General features: G+C 37.2%; 14 protein-coding genes and 1 other annotated feature. Of the genes, 1 reads left to right on the top strand and 13 read right to left on the bottom strand.

The genetic code is table 11. The features are described from left to right. Positions 1 to 182: 182 nt before the first annotated feature. The 6 genes from ltrA to ACFSFW_RS05940 all read right to left on the bottom strand — a co-directional run bounded on the left by ltrA (position 183) and on the right by ACFSFW_RS05940 (position 7,636). Positions 183 to 1,568: a group II intron reverse transcriptase/maturase gene (ltrA, locus tag ACFSFW_RS05965; protein WP_388036075.1), complete on the bottom strand. Its 1,386-nt coding sequence runs from the start codon at positions 1,566 to 1,568 to the stop codon at positions 183 to 185. 457 nt (positions 1,569 to 2,025) lie between these two features. Further along, the gene (locus ACFSFW_RS05960; protein WP_388036072.1) at positions 2,026 to 2,964 is read right to left on the bottom strand and encodes an ABC transporter ATP-binding protein; all 939 of its coding nucleotides are present in this window, start codon (positions 2,962 to 2,964) and stop codon (positions 2,026 to 2,028) included. An 8-nt stretch (positions 2,965 to 2,972) separates the two neighbouring features. Further along, positions 2,973 to 4,022 carry an ABC transporter ATP-binding protein gene (locus ACFSFW_RS05955; protein WP_304213076.1) on the bottom strand — a complete coding sequence of 350 codons (1,050 nt, stop codon included), beginning with the start codon at positions 4,020 to 4,022 and terminating at the stop codon, positions 2,973 to 2,975. A gap of 12 nt (positions 4,023 to 4,034) precedes the next feature. Continuing rightward, positions 4,035 to 4,952, bottom strand: a complete 918-nt coding sequence (locus tag ACFSFW_RS05950) for an ABC transporter permease (RefSeq protein ID WP_388036069.1) — start codon at positions 4,950 to 4,952, stop codon at positions 4,035 to 4,037. A gap of 3 nt (positions 4,953 to 4,955) precedes the next feature. Then, positions 4,956 to 5,891, bottom strand: coding sequence for an ABC transporter permease (locus ACFSFW_RS05945; protein WP_099362299.1), 936 nt, complete (start codon positions 5,889 to 5,891; stop codon positions 4,956 to 4,958). Between the two features lie 107 nt (positions 5,892 to 5,998). Beyond that, entirely contained in the window at positions 5,999 to 7,636 is a 1,638-nt protein-coding gene (locus ACFSFW_RS05940) for a peptide ABC transporter substrate-binding protein (RefSeq protein WP_388036065.1), read from the bottom strand. A gap of 161 nt (positions 7,637 to 7,797) precedes the next feature. After that, positions 7,798 to 8,035, top strand: a binding site (T-box leader). An 84-nt stretch (positions 8,036 to 8,119) separates the two neighbouring features. Between ACFSFW_RS05940 and trpS the strand changes: the two genes are divergently transcribed. Next, a complete protein-coding gene (gene trpS / locus ACFSFW_RS05935; RefSeq protein WP_388036062.1) occupies positions 8,120 to 9,109 on the top strand; it encodes a tryptophan--tRNA ligase in 990 nt (329 codons plus the stop codon). A gap of 141 nt (positions 9,110 to 9,250) precedes the next feature. Here the strand turns inward: trpS and ACFSFW_RS05930 are convergent, their stop codons facing one another. The 7 genes from ACFSFW_RS05930 to ACFSFW_RS05900 form a co-directional block, all read right to left on the bottom strand. Beyond that, the gene (locus ACFSFW_RS05930) at positions 9,251 to 10,000 is read right to left on the bottom strand and encodes a YjbA family protein (RefSeq protein ID WP_388036059.1); all 750 of its coding nucleotides are present in this window, start codon (positions 9,998 to 10,000) and stop codon (positions 9,251 to 9,253) included. Between the two features lie 99 nt (positions 10,001 to 10,099). Beyond that, entirely contained in the window at positions 10,100 to 10,315 is a 216-nt protein-coding gene (locus ACFSFW_RS05925; protein ID WP_099362302.1) for a YuzI family membrane protein, read from the bottom strand. Between the two features lie 168 nt (positions 10,316 to 10,483). Further along, positions 10,484 to 11,392, bottom strand: coding sequence for an oligopeptide ABC transporter permease (gene opp4C, locus ACFSFW_RS05920; protein WP_099362303.1), 909 nt, complete (start codon positions 11,390 to 11,392; stop codon positions 10,484 to 10,486). Positions 11,393 to 11,407: 15 nt separating this feature from the next. Then, a complete protein-coding gene (locus tag ACFSFW_RS05915) occupies positions 11,408 to 12,358 on the bottom strand; it encodes an ABC transporter permease (RefSeq protein WP_304213097.1) in 951 nt (316 codons plus the stop codon). A 138-nt stretch (positions 12,359 to 12,496) separates the two neighbouring features. Next, positions 12,497 to 14,170 (bottom strand): peptide-binding protein, encoded by a 1,674-nt coding sequence (locus tag ACFSFW_RS05910; protein ID WP_388036054.1) that lies wholly within the window; start codon positions 14,168 to 14,170, stop codon positions 12,497 to 12,499. Between the two features lie 114 nt (positions 14,171 to 14,284). Further along, the gene (locus ACFSFW_RS05905) at positions 14,285 to 15,307 is read right to left on the bottom strand and encodes an ABC transporter ATP-binding protein (protein WP_099362306.1); all 1,023 of its coding nucleotides are present in this window, start codon (positions 15,305 to 15,307) and stop codon (positions 14,285 to 14,287) included. Next, positions 15,304 to 16,287, bottom strand: coding sequence for an ABC transporter ATP-binding protein (locus tag ACFSFW_RS05900; protein WP_099362307.1), 984 nt, complete (start codon positions 16,285 to 16,287; stop codon positions 15,304 to 15,306). The genes ACFSFW_RS05905 and ACFSFW_RS05900 overlap by 4 nt, the downstream gene beginning before the upstream one ends. Positions 16,288 to 16,811: the final 524 nt, after the last annotated feature.

Genomic DNA, 16,811 nt, shown 5'->3' with positions numbered 1-16,811 from the left:
AAAATTCTTAATAAATAAGGTATTTATTCAATTGTATGAGCAGTTTTGTCTATATATTTTAGTGTTCTTATAAACCTTACCGATATTAGTGGTAAATCTACTCAAAATCGAGTAGGAGGCTAATCATTAATTGATTAGCCGACCTCTCACACCACCGTACGTACGGTTCCGTATACGGCGGTTCAATAACTTAAGTATCGACGCTCATATAATTGGTTGAGATCTTTAAGGCCCCATTTGGTGAGCGTTTTAATTTTAATTGCTTTTTGTAGTGTTTCACTTCTGGAAACCCTCCAATATCCCTTCCGGGAATTTGCTACTTTCCAGGCTTCCTCGTGTTTGATACCTAATCTTCTAAGTTGGCAGTATTTTGTTTTGATTTTCTTCCATCTTTTCCAAATAACCTGTCTCAAACGATGGTTTAACCATTTTGCCGTATCCTGTATGAACCTTTTCATAAAACCAATTCCATAATAATTTATCCATCCAACTGTTACCTGATTGACTTCTTTGGCGATATCCTCGAATTTTCCAGGACGATTTCGCTTAGTTAAATTATTTAGTTTGGATTTAAATCTTTTCTTTGCCGATTGGTGCGGTCTACACCCAACTCCTTTGGATGTACTGTGAATACAGAAACCCAGGAATTTCAGTTTAGTGGGAGACCCTACTTTACTTTTGGTACGGTTAACTGTCAATTTCAGTTCTTTCTCAAGAAATTTTGTAATGCTTTCTAGAACTCTGAAACCAGCCCGTTCGCTTTTAACGTAAACACAAAAATCGTCCGCAAAGCGAACGAATTTGTGTCCCCGTTTCCCCAGTTCCTTATCTAATTGATTTAAGTAAACATTACTAAGAATCGGTGAGAGTACACCACCTTGAGGGGCGCCAAATTCTGTTGGCTTAGTTAATCCATCTTCAAGTATTCCACTCTTAAGAAATTTCCAAATTAATTTTAATATAACTTTGTCTTGGATGAATACCTTGAGGTATTCCATTAATTTTTGATGATTAATGGTGTCGAAGTAACTTTTTAAATCACAGTCAACCACAACTCTATATCCCTGTTCATAGTATTTGATGGATTGTCTTATAGCTTGGTGTTGATTTCTATTAGGACGGAAACCAAAACTTAATTCAGAGAAATGTGGGTCTATTATTCCACCAATAACTTGGTAAATAGCCTGTTGGACCATACGGTCCCTGACACACGGAATACCTAGCTTGCGCTTAGAGCCATCCTCTTTGGGAATTTCAACCCTTTTAACTGGGAGTGGCTTATATGTGCCATCCTTAAGTTTCCTTTTAAGAGGGATAAGGAATTTACTTACATGACTGTGAAGCTCGTCTACAGTCATTCCGTCAATTCCCGGTGCACCTTTATTGGCTTTGACTTTTTCACACGCTCTGAAAAGATTATTACTATCAATCACTTTGTCAATTAACTCGATACCATCTTGCCGTCCTATTTCGTTAAGGTCAGGACTACACGCTTTCACATATTTTTCAGTTTCCAACCTATTCGTTTGCGAAGAGCCATCTTTCGATGTTTTCTGTGGTCTATGCACTGTCCTTACCTCCATATTCTTTCAAGATTATTATTGTTCGGTCCTTCATTCTTATAGAACTACTATGACCTCTGCTGACTTCTTACAATTCAATCTACCATCACTGGCAAACTTGTTCCTGTGAGATATTCCATCTCTCTTGTCGGGAACCCTTGTAAGACCTCCCCGGGTAAGAGCTATAACCTTCCTCCCATGTAACTGCTGTATTTACTGTATGGAACTCGTGCAGTATCGGATTTCGTCACGTTTGGCAGACTCATCCATTCCAATTCAGCCTTATATACAGTTTCTGTTCGTCAGTTCGGGATTTTGCCTCCGGCTTCCTTCAGATTCCACCTCACGATGGACACCCTTGCCATTAGCTAACAGTTCCTACTGCCAAGCCTGTAGTGGACTTTCACCACCAAGTTATAGCCCATGCCGGGCGCACCAAAAAAATGGCCCTTAATAAGGCCATTTAACTATATTGCGATTTATATTCTTGAAATTCTTTTTCCGAGCAAGCGACGAGATGTCCGGGTCGAATCTCACGTAGTTTGACTTCTTCGTTATCTGAATATCCATGTTCTTTCGGGTCATATTTGATTCTCTTTCGATTTCGTTCATAGTTTGGGTCTGGCAATGGAATAGCAGATAACAAAGATTTTGTGTAGGGATGTATTGGGTTTGCATATAGATCACTGGCATCGGCAAGTTCAACAATTTTTCCGAAATACATTACACCAATTCTGTCACTAATATATTTTACCATCGACAAATCATGAGCAATAAATAAGTAAGTCAAGCCTTTATCTTCTTGAAGCTTTTTCATTAAGTTTACAACTTGAGCTTGAATGGAAACATCTAATGCAGAAATAGGTTCATCAGCAATAATAAAATCTGGTTTTACTGCAAGGGCACGCGCAATACCAATCCGTTGACGTTGTCCTCCAGAGAATTCATGTGGATACCGATTCGCATGCTCACGGTTTAGCCCTACTGTTTCAAGTAATGAATAGACCTGCTCCATACGTTCAGCATTATTTTTTGCGAGCCCATGAATGTCGATTCCTTCTGCGATTATATCAGCTACGGTCATTCTTGGGTTTAGTGAAGCATATGGATCTTGAAAAATCATTTGCATTTTCCGGTTAAACTTTTTCAATTCCTTACGCGATTTTCTTCCATGAACATTCTCTCCATTGAAAAGAACCTCTCCACCCGTGGCATTGTATAATCGTATAATGGTCCTTCCAGTGGTTGATTTACCACAACCAGACTCTCCAACCAGACCAAGTGTCTCACCTTTGTAAATATCAAAGGTAATTCCATCGACAGCTTTGACTATATTTGGTTTTCCAACATTAAAATATTGCTTTAAATTTTTAATTTCTACTAATTTTTGTTTTTCAGCCATTTCATTCATCATCCTTTCCTAAGATTATCGGATGAGAAATTTTTCATACGTCGTTTTACAGCTTCAGGTGGTTCCACTTTAGGAGCATCAGGGTGAAGTAGCCAAGTCGCTGCATAATGTGTCTCAGAAACTTTAAACATAGGTGGTTCTTTTTCAAAGTCAATTTTCATTGCATACCGGTTTCTCGGCGCAAAAGCATCCCCTTTTGGAGGATTTGTCAGATCGGGTGGTGAACCGGGAATTGCCATAAGCTCTGTTTTTTCATCACTATCTAAACTTGGCATTGACGATAATAATCCCCAAGTATAAGGATGCTTAGGATTATAGAAAATTTCATCGACTGTACCAGTCTCAACGATTTTCCCAGCATACATGACCGCTACTCGATCTGCCACATTGGCAACCACACCTAAATCATGAGTGATAAAAATAATGGATGTTTCCATTTTTTTTTGGAGGTCCTTCATTAATTCTAAAATTTGCGCTTGTATCGTAACATCCAATGCTGTGGTAGGTTCGTCTGCAATCAATAATTTCGGGTTAGAGGCTAATGCAATGGCAATCATCGCACGTTGTCTCATCCCCCCACTAAATTCATGTGGATATTGATTGACTCTCTTCTCTGGGCTAGGGATTCCAACAAGGCGAAGAAGCTCAATTGCACGGTCCTTTGCATTGCCCTTAGACATATTTTGATGCTTAATTAAAACCTCCATAATCTGCATACCAACCTTCATCGTTGGGTTAAGGGAGGTCATTGGGTCCTGAAAGATCATTCCGATATCCTTCCCACGAATCTTTTCCATTTCCTTATTGGTTTTTGGAACAAGATCTTCACCATCAAAAAGAATTTGACCATTGCTAATTTTTCCAGGTGGCATTGGAATAAGCTTCATGATTGTTTGTGAGGTTACACTTTTCCCTGACCCTGATTCGCCAACAATCGCAAGTGTTTCACCTTTATACAAATCAAAATTCACACCGCGAACTGCTTTGACTTCACCAGCATAGGTTTGAAAAGAGACTTCAAGGTCTTTAACTTCCAATAACTTTTCCATTTACTCACTCCCTTACTTGCGCAGCCTTGGGTCTAATGCGTCACGCATTCCATCTCCAATTACGTTAAAAGCAAAAATTGTGATACAAATTAAGGTAGCAGGGAAAAACAAGCGCCATGGATAATATTCAAATGCAGGTAGTCCCTCAGAGGCCATGGTTCCCCAGCTGGCAAGTGGAACTTGAACACCTAATCCAAGATAACTTAGAAAAGATTCAGTGAAGATTGCATTTGGGATTGTTAACGTCATTGTTACCAAAATGGGTCCCATTGAATTAGGTATTAGATGTTTAAACATAATTCTTTTAACATCAGCTCCAAGGGTTTGTGCGGCAAGTACATATTCCTGATATTTTAATTGAAGAACTTGTCCCCTTACAATTCTTGCCATGTTGATCCATCCAGTAATCGTCATTGCAAGAATCATTGTCCCTAACCCTTGTTCCAGAATAACCATAAGTAAAATGACCAAAAGCAAATATGGGACGCCATATAAAATGTCCGCGACTCTCATCATGAATTCGTCAACTCTACCGCCCATATAACCTGATATGCCACCCCATAATACACCAATCACAAGGTCAATAATTGCAGCTGCTAGTCCTATAAATAAAGAGATTCTCGCACCTTCCCACGTCCTTGTGAAAACATCTCTACCCAATTCATCAGTTCCAAACCAATGCACACTAGATGGTGCTTCATTCGCATGGGCAAGGTCTGTTGTCCGATAATCAAATTCCGTCATCATTGGCCCAAAAATCGCCATGATTAATAGGAGGACTAAAAGAACAATACCTACTATAGCCAGTTTATTTTTTTTGAATCTAGAGGTGACATCCTTCCAAAACGATAAACTAGGTTTGGAAATTTTTTCAGCTTCGTTCTCGTTAATTGTTGCTGGTGCAAACATTTCCTTTGGAATATTCTGCATAAGTTACTCTCCTTTCTTCGCACCAGTTAGCTTAATGCGAGGATCAATAAATCCGTACAAAATATCAACAAGGAGAACAGAAATTAAGAGTAAGATACTATAAAAGACAGTAACTCCCATAATCACGGTGTAATCGCGATTGGTAATACTCGTTACAAATTCGTCCCCTAATCCAGGTATTCCAAAGATTTTTTCGATAACAAAACTACCCGTTAAGATACCAGCCGTTAATGGCCCCATATAAGATACAACAGGCAGCATTGCATTACGTATTGTATGCTTCATGGTGATTGTACCTTTCGTTAATCCTTTTGCTCGAGCAGTTTTTATGTAATCGTTACTCAGTACCTCAAGCATACTTGAACGTGTTAATCGCGCTATAAAGGCCATTGGTGAGGATGATAATGCAATTGCAGGTAATATGGTATGCATAAATGATTCCCACCTCGCAACTGGAAATAGGTCAAGCTTAATGGCGAATATATATTGTAAAACCGTAGCTAAAATAAAGCTTGGAACAGATATGCCAAAAACCGCAATAATCATCGCTGAATAGTCTTGCCATTTGTTATGATAAAGAGCAGCAATCACACCTAAAACAACACCAAAAGCAATCGCAATTAGAATAGCCTCAATCCCTAAAAAGAGAGAAATCGGAAATCCATTATTGATGATTTCATTAACGGTCATTGCTTTATATTTAAAGGATGGGCCAAAATCCCATCTTGCCACATCATATAAATAATCAAAATACTGCTTATATAATGGCTGATCTAAGCCGTAATGGGCATTTAGAGCTGCTTCAATCTCTGGAGGGACATCCTTCTCTTTTGTAAAGGGACCTCCCGGAGCTGCTTGCATTAAGAAAAATGTGGCGGTAACAATCAAGATAAGCGAAACGATCATATAGATTAATCTCTTAATTATATATTTTGCCACTTCGTACACCTCCCATTGCAATCACACATGGTTTTCAAAAAGCAAGGTATATAGGCCAACTATATACCTTACTTTTTTGTTCTTATTGGTGATTTCCTAGTTTGCGATTACTCAAAATAAGCCCACTTGTATTGAACATCACCTAATGGAGAAATAACGACTCCTTTTAGGTTGTCATTTTGAACCCAGTTGTTTGTATAAAAATAGATTGGTGCAATTGGCATTTCATCGAGTACCAATTGTTCGGCATCTTTTAAAAGACCAAGTCGCTTTTCTTTATCAGTTTCTTTTGCGGCTTGTGCTAAAAGATTATTAAATGTTTCATTTGTCCAGCCTGTATCGTTATTTCCTTGTGGTACTGTAAAGATTTCAAGGAAGTTTACAGGATCGTTGAAATCAGCCAACCAGCCAGCACGACCAATTTGGAAATTTCCTTGGTCAATATTATCAAGATACACATTCCACTCAGCATTATTAAGAGTTACTTCAATCCCTAAAGCCTTTCTCCACATATCTTGAATGGCTTGGGCAACCTTTTGATGGCCTTCTGAGGTATTATAGGATAAAGCAATCTCTGGAAGTTCAGAAACGTCTGATAAGCCAAGTTCATCTAAAGCTTTTTGTAAATGTTCCTTTGCAGCATCCACATCATTATCCTTGAAATAGCCTTTCTCATTTTCTTTTATTATTGCAGACGGAACGAGGGCCATCGCTGGAATTTGTCCACCCTGGGTAACATTTTCAACAATCGCTTTACGATTGATTGAATAACTTAGAGCTTTTCGAAGATTTTCATTTTGAAACGGCTCTTTATTAATATTAAATTTAAACCAATACGTACCCGCAATCGGGCTCTTTTGTAAAGTGCCTTCTTTATCTAAAGTTGGAATAACATCTGTTGGCAATGATGACGTTGGGGCACCAGCCCAATCAAGTTCACCCTTTTTGAAGCTTTGGTATTCAGTATTCGGATCGTTAATCATGTCCATTGTAATTTTTTCGAGTTTCACTGAATCTGCATCCCAATAGTCTTTGTTTTTTTGAAGAGTAATGGTCGATGATTTATCCGCAATGACAAAAGGTCCATTTGAGACATATGATTCATCTACTCGATTTGCCCAGTCGGGATTATCCTTCGCAATTTTACTATTAATAGGGTAATACGTATAAAAAGCTGTTAATTCTAAGAAATAAGCTGTTGGATTCGTTAATTTTACTTCAAGAGTTTTATCATCAATCGCTTTTATGCCCACATTCTCCATTTTCTCAATCGAGATATCTGGGGTATCGTACGCGTCCTTTGCGCCTTCAATATAATTGTATATTTGTGACGCATAGTCTGATTGATTTGCAGGGACCAATACCCACTTCCAAGCATATTCAAAATCGTGAGCGGTAACAGGATCACCATTCGACCATTTGGCATCACGGATTGTAAAAGTATAGGTTTTTCCATCCTCTGAAACATCAATTTTTTCCGCCATAGCCTCTTCAGCATCTCCATTTTTATTAATGCGAGTTAAACCTTCAAAAGCATGGTTGAGAACTACACCCGAAGTGGAGTCAGTTGCTAGCCCAGGGTGTAAAGTTGGTGGTTCAGAACTTATATTGATTCTTAGTTCTTGCTTTGGACCTTCCCCCTTTGCTCCTCCTCCTTCCTCATTTCCATTATCAAATGTTCCACAGGCTGACAGAACAAGAATACTGGCAAAAAGTATGCTTAATAACCTCGAAATTTTTTTCAAATAGATGACCTCCCAATATGTAATTTCCTTTTTTTGTTTCAAAAGATATACGCTACTTATGTTGTTTCAAAACGTACTATCTTATGCGCATAAGAGCCTTAAGATTTTAGCGAGAATACTTGCATTTCATGAGGAAAAGATTATAATAAAAATAATATTAATAACGGGCTATGAAGAAGAGTAGTACATATGTGGACATTAATTAAGAGGTTATTACCTCTTTCAGAGAGTCTGTGGTTGGTGTGAACAGATAATGGAGCATATGGAATGGACTTTGAGCATCTTTGCTGAAAAATGAAGTAGGCTAAGACGTATTCCTTACGTTACAAGGAAACGAGAGATTTTACCTATATGGGTAAAATAACTAGGGTGGCAACGCGGAAACCATTCGTCCCTAACATTAATTTGTTAGGGATGGATGGTTTTTTATTTTGCCTTATACTACTCAAACTTTATACCGGTTACTTAAAGGAGAGAAATAACATGCAAACTATTTTTTCAGGTATTCAACCAAGTGGTTCAGTAACATTAGGTAACTACATTGGGGCAATGAAACAATTTATTGAATTGCAAAATGAATATAATTGCTTCTATTGTATTGTTGACCAACATGCGATTACTGTTCCGCAGGACGCTCAAGAATTACGAAAGAACATTAAGAGCTTAGCAGCACTTTATCTTGCAATTGGACTTGATCCGGAAAAAGCAACATTATTTATTCAGTCAGAGGTTCCGGCACATGCTCAAGCAGGTTGGATGTTACAATGTGTTTCTTATATTGGTGAACTCGAAAGAATGACTCAATTTAAAGATAAGTCTCAAGGAAAAGAAGCTGTTGTGGCTGGTTTATTAACATATCCACCGTTAATGGCTGGTGATATTCTTCTTTATAATGCTGACCTTGTTCCAGTAGGTGAAGACCAAAAGCAACATATTGAACTCACACGAGACCTGGCAGAAAGATTCAACAAAAAATATCGTGAAATCTTTACAATACCTGAAGCAAGAATTCCAAAAGAAGGCGCAAGAATTATGTCCTTACAAGATCCAACTAAGAAAATGAGTAAATCTGATCCAAATCCAAAAGCATATATTGCCCTACTTGATGACCCAAAACAAATTGAAAAGAAAATAAAAAGTGCTGTAACAGATTCAGAGGGTATTGTAAAATTTGATAAGGAAAATAAACCTGGTATTTCTAATTTGCTTACTATTTATTCAAATTTCAGCAATAAAACCATTGAGGAAATCGAAGCATTATATGAAGGAAAAGGTTATGGAGAATTCAAAGCAGACCTTGCAGAGGTCGTATTAAGCGAGATTCGCCCAATACAAGAACGATACAATGAAATCTTCAATTCACCAAAATTGGACGAAATCCTTGATTCTGGTGCTGACAAAGCCAATAGAGTTGCAAGTAAAACCGTAAAAAAGATGGAAAATGCAATGGGACTTGGAAGAAAGAGAAAATAATGAAAAAGATTTTTAAAGTTTGAGCTATCGGCCATTAAATTGATTTATCGGCGATAATTACAGTTATCGACTATAACTTCCAGATTTTTAATATCTGAACAAAAGAAAAAAGGATTTGTTAAAGAACAAATCCTTTTTCATTTACACTTTTGATTCATGTTCAATTTCCCAAAGTTTTTCAAAAAATGGTTGACCTTTAATCAAGTTTTCACATAGTTGCACATGTTTGCTTGTCCAACCGTTTCTCGTTTCTTCATAGAGGTTTTGCCAAACTTCTTCAAATTGCATTTCTTGAATTTCGTGGTATTTCGAAGGATTCCACTCCGTATACCAATACCTTATCTCTGCCACATTTTTCGTTGATGCTAACTGATCTAACGCCATAAATAATAGCTGCTTTAACTGTCTTTCCTTTCGGGTTAGACCTGCCATTTCAAATGGCGATGGAGATAAAATGTGGTGTTCCTTATCCTTTATGATATCCTTACTATCAAAGGTATAAGGAATTGCTTCATGGCCATTCACCATCTCATAAACGAGTTGTTCCTGTCGAGGAATTAATCGACTTTTTCGAATTGGGATATTATAACCTATCGTGTCTACTGCGATAATCCCTTGACCATCTGTCACAACGAAGCAATAATCTTGCTGAATTCGTTCATGATTTTTACGAACATACGCTTTTTGGTAAACATCCATAAGTAGTTGTTGTGGTAGTTCCATCAAATCATTCTCAATGTAGTTAAACAAAGGAGACTCAATTTTTAGCAAAGGTACCTGGTCTAACAGTTCAACACTATCATCCTTGCGCCATTCATGGAAGTGACAAACGTTGTAACCATTTTCTTCACCTTCAAACCAATTTACCCAAATATCATGAAGAAACAACATTTTTTACCCCTCACTTCAAAGCTGTTTGTCAACAGTATAGGCAGAAGGAGAAAGTTTTATTCCAAAATATTCATGTATTGTTAGAAAATACATGCAAAATTAATCCTTTTTTGAGGATACAAAAGGAAAATAAATACTTATCCAGACCATGGCTAAACCGACTACGATTAAATAACACTCGATTCTCTTACTAATAAATAGTAGAAATTCAATAAAGGTGAATCCTGTCGTAGTTAAATTTAAATATGCAATTGTAGTAATTCCACCGCTAACAGCCAGTCCAAATCCAACTAAAAATAAAAATGCTCTACCCATCCGTATACCTTACAACTTCGATTGGGTCATATTGGGTTTTCAAACCAATCACCTGCTTGTCCCGAGATCCTTAATACAATCTATGGTACAAGCTCTCAAAACATGACAATAACACGAGTACATAGTGTTATTTCCAAAAGAAAAAGCCAAGATGGCATCTTGGCTTTTTTACTCATTAATTTTTGGATCAAGGGCATCACGTAAGCCGTCACCCACAAAGTTAAAACATAATACTGTAATTAAAATCATTAAGCCTGGAGCAGTTGGTACCCACCACTGATTAAGCATGATTGTAATACTTTGTGCACCTTGTAACATATTCCCCCAACTTGGTGTTGGTGGCATAATCCCTAATCCAAGGTAACTAAGAGCAGACTCAGCTAAAATAACTCCACCAACATTTAATGTTGCCGCAACAATGATTGGACCCATTGCGTTAGGTAGAATTTCCCTGAAGATGATCGTAAAGCTTCTAGTTCCAATTGTTTTCGATGCTAAAACAAATTCACGACCTCGTAATGATAAAAACTCACCTCGTACCAATCTGGCTGTGGTCGTCCACCCTGTAAGTGCAAAAATAAGTATTAACTTATCCACACCTGGGTTGAAAATTGTTACAAGTGTAATTAGCAAGAAGATTTGTGGAATGGAGAGCATGATGTCTACAAATCTCATGATCATAGCATCCACAATACCACCAAAATATCCTGCAATTGCACCTAGTGCTGTTCCAATCGTAATTGCCCCAGCAACGGAAGCAAAGCCAACTAGTAATGAGATTCTTCCGCCATACAATAATCGAGTTAAGAGATCTCGTCCAAATGTATCTGTACCTAGTAAATGTTCCTTACTAGGGTTTACTAGTCTTTTTAACAAATCCTGTTTGTCTGGATCATGTGGCGTTAATAAAGGTGCAAATATTGCTGATAAGATAATAAGAATTAAAAGCACTGCACCTATAACTGCAAGTTTATTTTTAAAGAACTTACGAATCATTATTTTCGTTAAAGTGTCAGCCTTTGAATTTAAACCTTGGAGTTCTATTTCGTTTCCTGATGCTAAATTAGGTTGTGCCATCCTTCTTCCCCCCTTCTAGTATTCAATTCTCGGATCAAAGATAGCGTATAAGATATCGGCTATAAGATTTCCTACTACTACTAATACGGAGGAAATTACAGTTATTGCCATAACAATTGGATAGTCACGTTGGAAAGCTGAATCAACAAATAATTTACCAAGACCTGGCCAACCAAATACGGATTCAACAATAACGGAACCACCGATGAAACTTGGTATCATAATTCCAAAAATCGTTATTACGGGAATTAGACCATTTCGTAATCCATGTTTTGCAATAACTTTTCTTTCTTTAAAGCCTTTTGCTCTTGCAGTTCTCATATAGTCTTGGTTAACAACCTCAATCATACTTGAACGAGTATATCGAGTTAAACTCGCCATATCTGCAGTAGCTAAAACAAACGCTGGTAAAATTAAATGGTGAATACGATCCCAAATGCTAAACGGAGCATTTAGAGTTTGAGTACCAGAAGCAGGGAACCAGCCAAGATGAACAGAGAAAATCATAATTAAAATTAATCCGAACCAGAAATTTGGTACAGCAAGTCCTAGAAATGAGGATACAGTAACCGTATAATCGATTTTAGAATATGGACGTACTGCAGAAATTACTCCAAATGGGACTGCAATAACAATTGCTAAAATCGTAGATACCCCCATCAACAACAGGGTGTTCGGCAATCGATTCCAAATCAATTCGGAAACGTCTCTTCCCTTATTAATAACAGAATCTCCAAAGTCGCCTTGAAGCATATTTCCTAACCACTTGAAATACTGTACATGGACCGGTTGATCAAATCCATATTTCTGCATAACTATTTCTCTATCTGCTTTACTAATATTAGGATCCATCAATAGTGCAGTTGGGTCACCAGGTGCCATATGCATAATTGCAAATGAAATGATGGTAATTCCTAATAATAGGGGAATAGCCATTAATGTTCGTCGGATGATATAAGATACCATAGCTATTTCTCCTTCATAATTTAATAAATTCGTCTATGTTTTTATCTAGATACGTATATCCAGGAGTTTTCGGTTTCAAAAGAAAGAAGGAAGGGAAACTACCCTTCCCTCTTCAACTATCAATTTAATTAACTCATATTAGTTTGCAGCTTGTAACCACCATTTATGAGCATTATAGAATGGGTTTCTTGAATGGAACTCATAACCTTGTAATTCTTCCGGCATAGCACGGAATTCTTCAGGGTAATACAAGAATGTGTAAGCTTGATCTTCTACAAGAATATTGTATAGATCTTTGTGAATCTCTTTGTATTTCTCAATGTCAGTAGTTTGTCTTGCTTCTTCCATTAACTTGTCTGCTTCTGGATTACTATACCATGTCATGTTTAAGCCTTCTGCAGCTTGTGAAGAGTGGAAGATATCATATTGGTCAGGGAATGTTGATAATGCCCAACCAAGAATCATAGCTTCGTACTCCCAGTTTGGAGCAGAGATTTGCTCGATGAATGCAGACCATTCAACGATTTCAGGTTTCGCTTCTACACCAATTTCTTTAAATTGCTGTTGTAATACTACAGCGATATCTTCACGGATTTTGTTACCTTGGTTCGTTTTGATAGAGAATGACATTTCTTTACCATCTTTATCTACGATACCGTTTCCGTTCGTATCTTCCCATCCAGCTTCTTTAAGTAATGCTTTTGCTTTTTCTAAATCATACTCAAATTGTGGTACATCGTCATTGTAAGTCCACATTAATGGGCTGTCAGGAGCAGTAGCTGGTTGACCAGCACCATTCATAATGCTTTCAACGATTGCTTCTTTATTTACAGCGTGTGTAAATGCTTGACGAACTTTCTTATCTTGGAATCTTTCATCTTTTTGGTTAAAACCTAAGAATGTATAAGATAATGCTAAACCATTTTCAACTTTAGTACCTTCGATCGTTTTAACTGTGTCAACTTCAGTTCCAGGAACTGCGTTGTACATGTCGATTTCACCAGCTTGTAATGCAGCAACTAGTGCGTTTGCATCAGCTACATAACGTGTAGTGATTGAATCTAAGTGTGGACGACCATCGAAATAGTCATCAAATGCTTCAACTTTTACATACTCTCCATCTTTCCACTCAACAAATTTGAATGGACCAGTACCGATTGGGTTTTTAGTGTTGAACTCAGCTTCGTGTAATTCACCAGCTGGAATATCTTTTAAGATATGTTCAGGTAGTACAGAATAGCTCAAAGTTGTTGGGTAGAAAGTTACGTCTACTTTGTTTAAAGTAAATTTAACAGTGTAATCGTCGATTTTTTCTACTTTTTCCATGCTTTCAAAGTTTGATTTACGCTCAGAAACTACGTCTGGGTTTTTCATTAACATGTAAGAGAATACAACATCATCAGCTGTCATTTCTTCTCCATCATGGAATTTAACACCTTGTTTAAGTTTTACAGTGTACTCTAAACCATCTTCTGAAGGAGTGATTTCTTCAGCTAGGTCATTTGTTACTTCTAAATCTAAGTTAACTGTTACTAATCCATTGTAAATGAATCCTTCAATATCACTTGAAGCTGTATCAGTTGAGAAATATGGGTTGAATAATGTTGGGCTACCAGCAGATCCAACAACTAAATCTCCACCATCAACTGGCTCATTGCTTGGTTCTTCTTTTGCTGGTTCTTCTTTAGCTGGTTCTTCTTCTTTTGGCGTGTCTGTGCCAGCTTCTTCGCCGCCACCGCTACAAGCTGCCAAGAAAAGTGACATTACAAGTGTTAGGACTAAAAATAGCCATAAGCTTTTTCTTAACTTCACGTTTGTTTCCCCCTATCATTTTGTTAGAATTTTTAGTTTTTACTGCTTAAATTGATCCCTTTAGGTGGCATCTCCTCCCTTCAAAGAATCTATATATATTCTGTGCCGTCACTTTTACTCGTAAAGGTGACATGCAACAAAATGCCCTTGTTTAACTTCTTTAAATTCTGGCACCAACTGGCGACAAATATCTGTTGCTGCTGGACACCTTGTGTGGAATACACAACCACTTGGTGGATTTGAAGGGCTTGGAAGTTCCCCTTTTAACACAATACGTTCCCTTTTAATTGTTCCTGATTTTTTAGGAACAGGAACTGCAGATAATAATGCTTGAGTATATGGATGAAGCGGTTCAGCATATAAATCTTCTTTATTCGCTAATTCCATCATCTTACCAAGATACATAACTCCCACTCTATCACTTATATGTCTTACGACACTTAAATCATGCGAGATAAAGATATAAGTTAGACCAAATTCTTCTTGAAGGTCTTCCATTAAGTTTATTACCTGTGCTTGAATTGACACGTCTAGTGCTGATACAGGTTCATCTGCGATTATCAATTCAGGGTTCAAAGCGAGTGCTCTTGCAATCCCAATTCTTTGGCGTTGTCCTCCTGAGAACTCATGCGGATACCTGTTAATGAATGAAGAATTCAATCCAACAGTTTCCATTAATTCTTTTACTTTTTCTTCCCGCTCTTTTGCGGTATATAGATTATGAGTGATTAATGGTTCTTTGATAATCGAACGTAAAGTCTTTCTTGGATTAAGAGTAGCAAACGGATCTTGGAAAACCATTTGAATATCTCTTCGTACGGACTTTCTTAACTCACTTTCAGACATATGCGTAATGTCTTTCCCCTTAAAGATGATCTTCCCATCAGTTGGTTCATACAACCGGATAATTGTTCTACCAGTTGTCGATTTCCCGCAACCTGACTCTCCAACTAGTCCAATTGTTTCACCTTTTTTAATCTGCAAGCTTATTCCATCGACCGCTTTGACATTTCCAACATTTCGTTGTAATAGTCCAGCTTTGATCGGAAAGTATTTTTTTACATCTTGAAGTTCAAGGATGATTTCACTATTTTCTTGTGAAGAATCAACCTTATTTTCTACGTTTGTTGAAATCATGCTTTGGCCCCCTCGTCGTCATATAAGAAACAGCGAACTGCTCGTTCTTTACCCATTTGTTTAAGCTGAGGCGCTTCAGCAAAGCAGCGGTCAAATGCTTTAGAACAGCGTGGAGCAAATCTGCATCCTTTTGGCATATTTTCCGGTGACGGTACGTTCCCTTCAATCGATTGAAGTCGTTCTATCTCCCCTTCGATAGCAGGAATAGAGTTCATAAGTCCAACAGTATAAGGGTGAAGCGGTTCATCAAACAGATCATCTACTGGTGATTGTTCAACAACTTGGCCCCCATACATAACAACGATCTTATCTGCTACTTCTGAGACAACACCTAAATCGTGAGTGATTAGTAGAATTGAAGTATCAAATTTGTGACTTAAGTCCTTCATTAAGTCAAGAATTTGGGCTTGTATTGTCACGTCAAGTGCTGTTGTAGGCTCATCCGCTATTAGAAGCTTCGGATTACAACTCATTGCAATCGCTATCATGACCCTTTGACGCATACCACCTGATAGGCGATGTGGGTAATCATTTATTAATTCTGCTGCCCTTGAGAAACCAACTAATTCCAACATTTCAATTGCCTTTTTTGTACTTTCAGCTTTCGTCATTTTTTGGTGATACATTAGTACTTCTGTAATTTGTTCACCAACTGTTAGTACTGGGTTAAGAGATGTCATTGGTTCTTGGAATATCATTGATATATCATTCCCACGAACCTTACACATTTCAGCTTCAGATAAATCAACCAGGTTCCTACCATCTAGAATGATTTCACCTTCGACAATTTTCCCAGCTGGGCTTGGAACTAACTTCATAATTGAAAGTGATGTAATACTTTTACCAGATCCAGATTCACCTACAATAGCTAGGGTTTCACCTTTATTTATTTTCAAATCAACGCCATCTACGGCAGGTATTACAGTTTTCTTTTTGTAGAAGTAGGTTTTTAGATTTTTCACTTCTAGTAATGTAGCCATAAAAACAGTTCACCTTCCTTACCGGAACTAAAAAACAAGTTCACTCATTATTCAAAATATAATATCTTTAGTGAAATATCAACCAAAAAAATTCTAGCAATCTCTTATTTTACCACACTAAAGCTTTGAAGTGTCAAATATATAGAAATTATCTGACAAAAGAATCAACTAAATTTTATTACAGAAAGATTACAAATACAAGTCAATTTTTAAAATTAAGTTAATATGCATTTATAACAGAAAAGTGATTATTCTCTTAATCTACTTAAAATTCTATTAAAACTATGTCGAAATTGCAAGATAATTTTTATTATTTTTATTACTTTTTAGTGAAACTGTTGATATTATTAGTTTTTCAAAAGTAATATCTAAAATACACCTTTCAAGAAAATAGGAGATTTTGTTTTATTAATATAATTCTTTAGCGCTAAAAAGCGTTGCATTAGTGAAATATGAATATAAATAGAGTAGGCGCATGAATTACTCATGCGCCTCTCACAGATCCGTACGTGCGGGTCATCGCA

The sequence above is a fragment of the Ferdinandcohnia salidurans genome, assembly GCF_042680725.1.
GTDB classification, from domain to species: Bacteria; Bacillota; Bacilli; order Bacillales; family Bacillaceae_L; genus Ferdinandcohnia; species Ferdinandcohnia salidurans.
The sequence above is the reverse complement of the archived record's forward strand: the minus strand, read 5'-3'. Positions and strand labels throughout refer to the sequence as shown.

Excerpts from the sequence above, each read along its gene's own strand:
- ACFSFW_RS05960 (WP_388036072.1), bottom strand. The coding sequence starts at position 2,964 with ATGGCTGAAAAACAAAAATTAGTAGAAATTAAAAATTTAAAGCAATAT.
- ACFSFW_RS05955 (WP_304213076.1), bottom strand. The coding sequence starts at position 4,022 with ATGGAAAAGTTATTGGAAGTTAAAGACCTTGAAGTCTCTTTTCAAACC.
- ACFSFW_RS05950 (WP_388036069.1), bottom strand. The coding sequence starts at position 4,952 with ATGCAGAATATTCCAAAGGAAATGTTTGCACCAGCAACAATTAACGAG.
- trpS (WP_388036062.1), top strand. The coding sequence starts at position 8,120 with ATGCAAACTATTTTTTCAGGTATTCAACCAAGTGGTTCAGTAACATTA.
- ACFSFW_RS05930 (WP_388036059.1), bottom strand. The coding sequence starts at position 10,000 with ATGTTGTTTCTTCATGATATTTGGGTAAATTGGTTTGAAGGTGAAGAA.
- ACFSFW_RS05925 (WP_099362302.1), bottom strand. The coding sequence starts at position 10,315 with ATGGGTAGAGCATTTTTATTTTTAGTTGGATTTGGACTGGCTGTTAGC.
- opp4C (WP_099362303.1), bottom strand. The coding sequence starts at position 11,392 with ATGGCACAACCTAATTTAGCATCAGGAAACGAAATAGAACTCCAAGGT.
- ACFSFW_RS05915 (WP_304213097.1), bottom strand. The coding sequence starts at position 12,358 with ATGGTATCTTATATCATCCGACGAACATTAATGGCTATTCCCCTATTA.
- ACFSFW_RS05905 (WP_099362306.1), bottom strand. The coding sequence starts at position 15,307 with ATGATTTCAACAAACGTAGAAAATAAGGTTGATTCTTCACAAGAAAAT.
- ACFSFW_RS05900 (WP_099362307.1), bottom strand. The coding sequence starts at position 16,287 with ATGGCTACATTACTAGAAGTGAAAAATCTAAAAACCTACTTCTACAAA.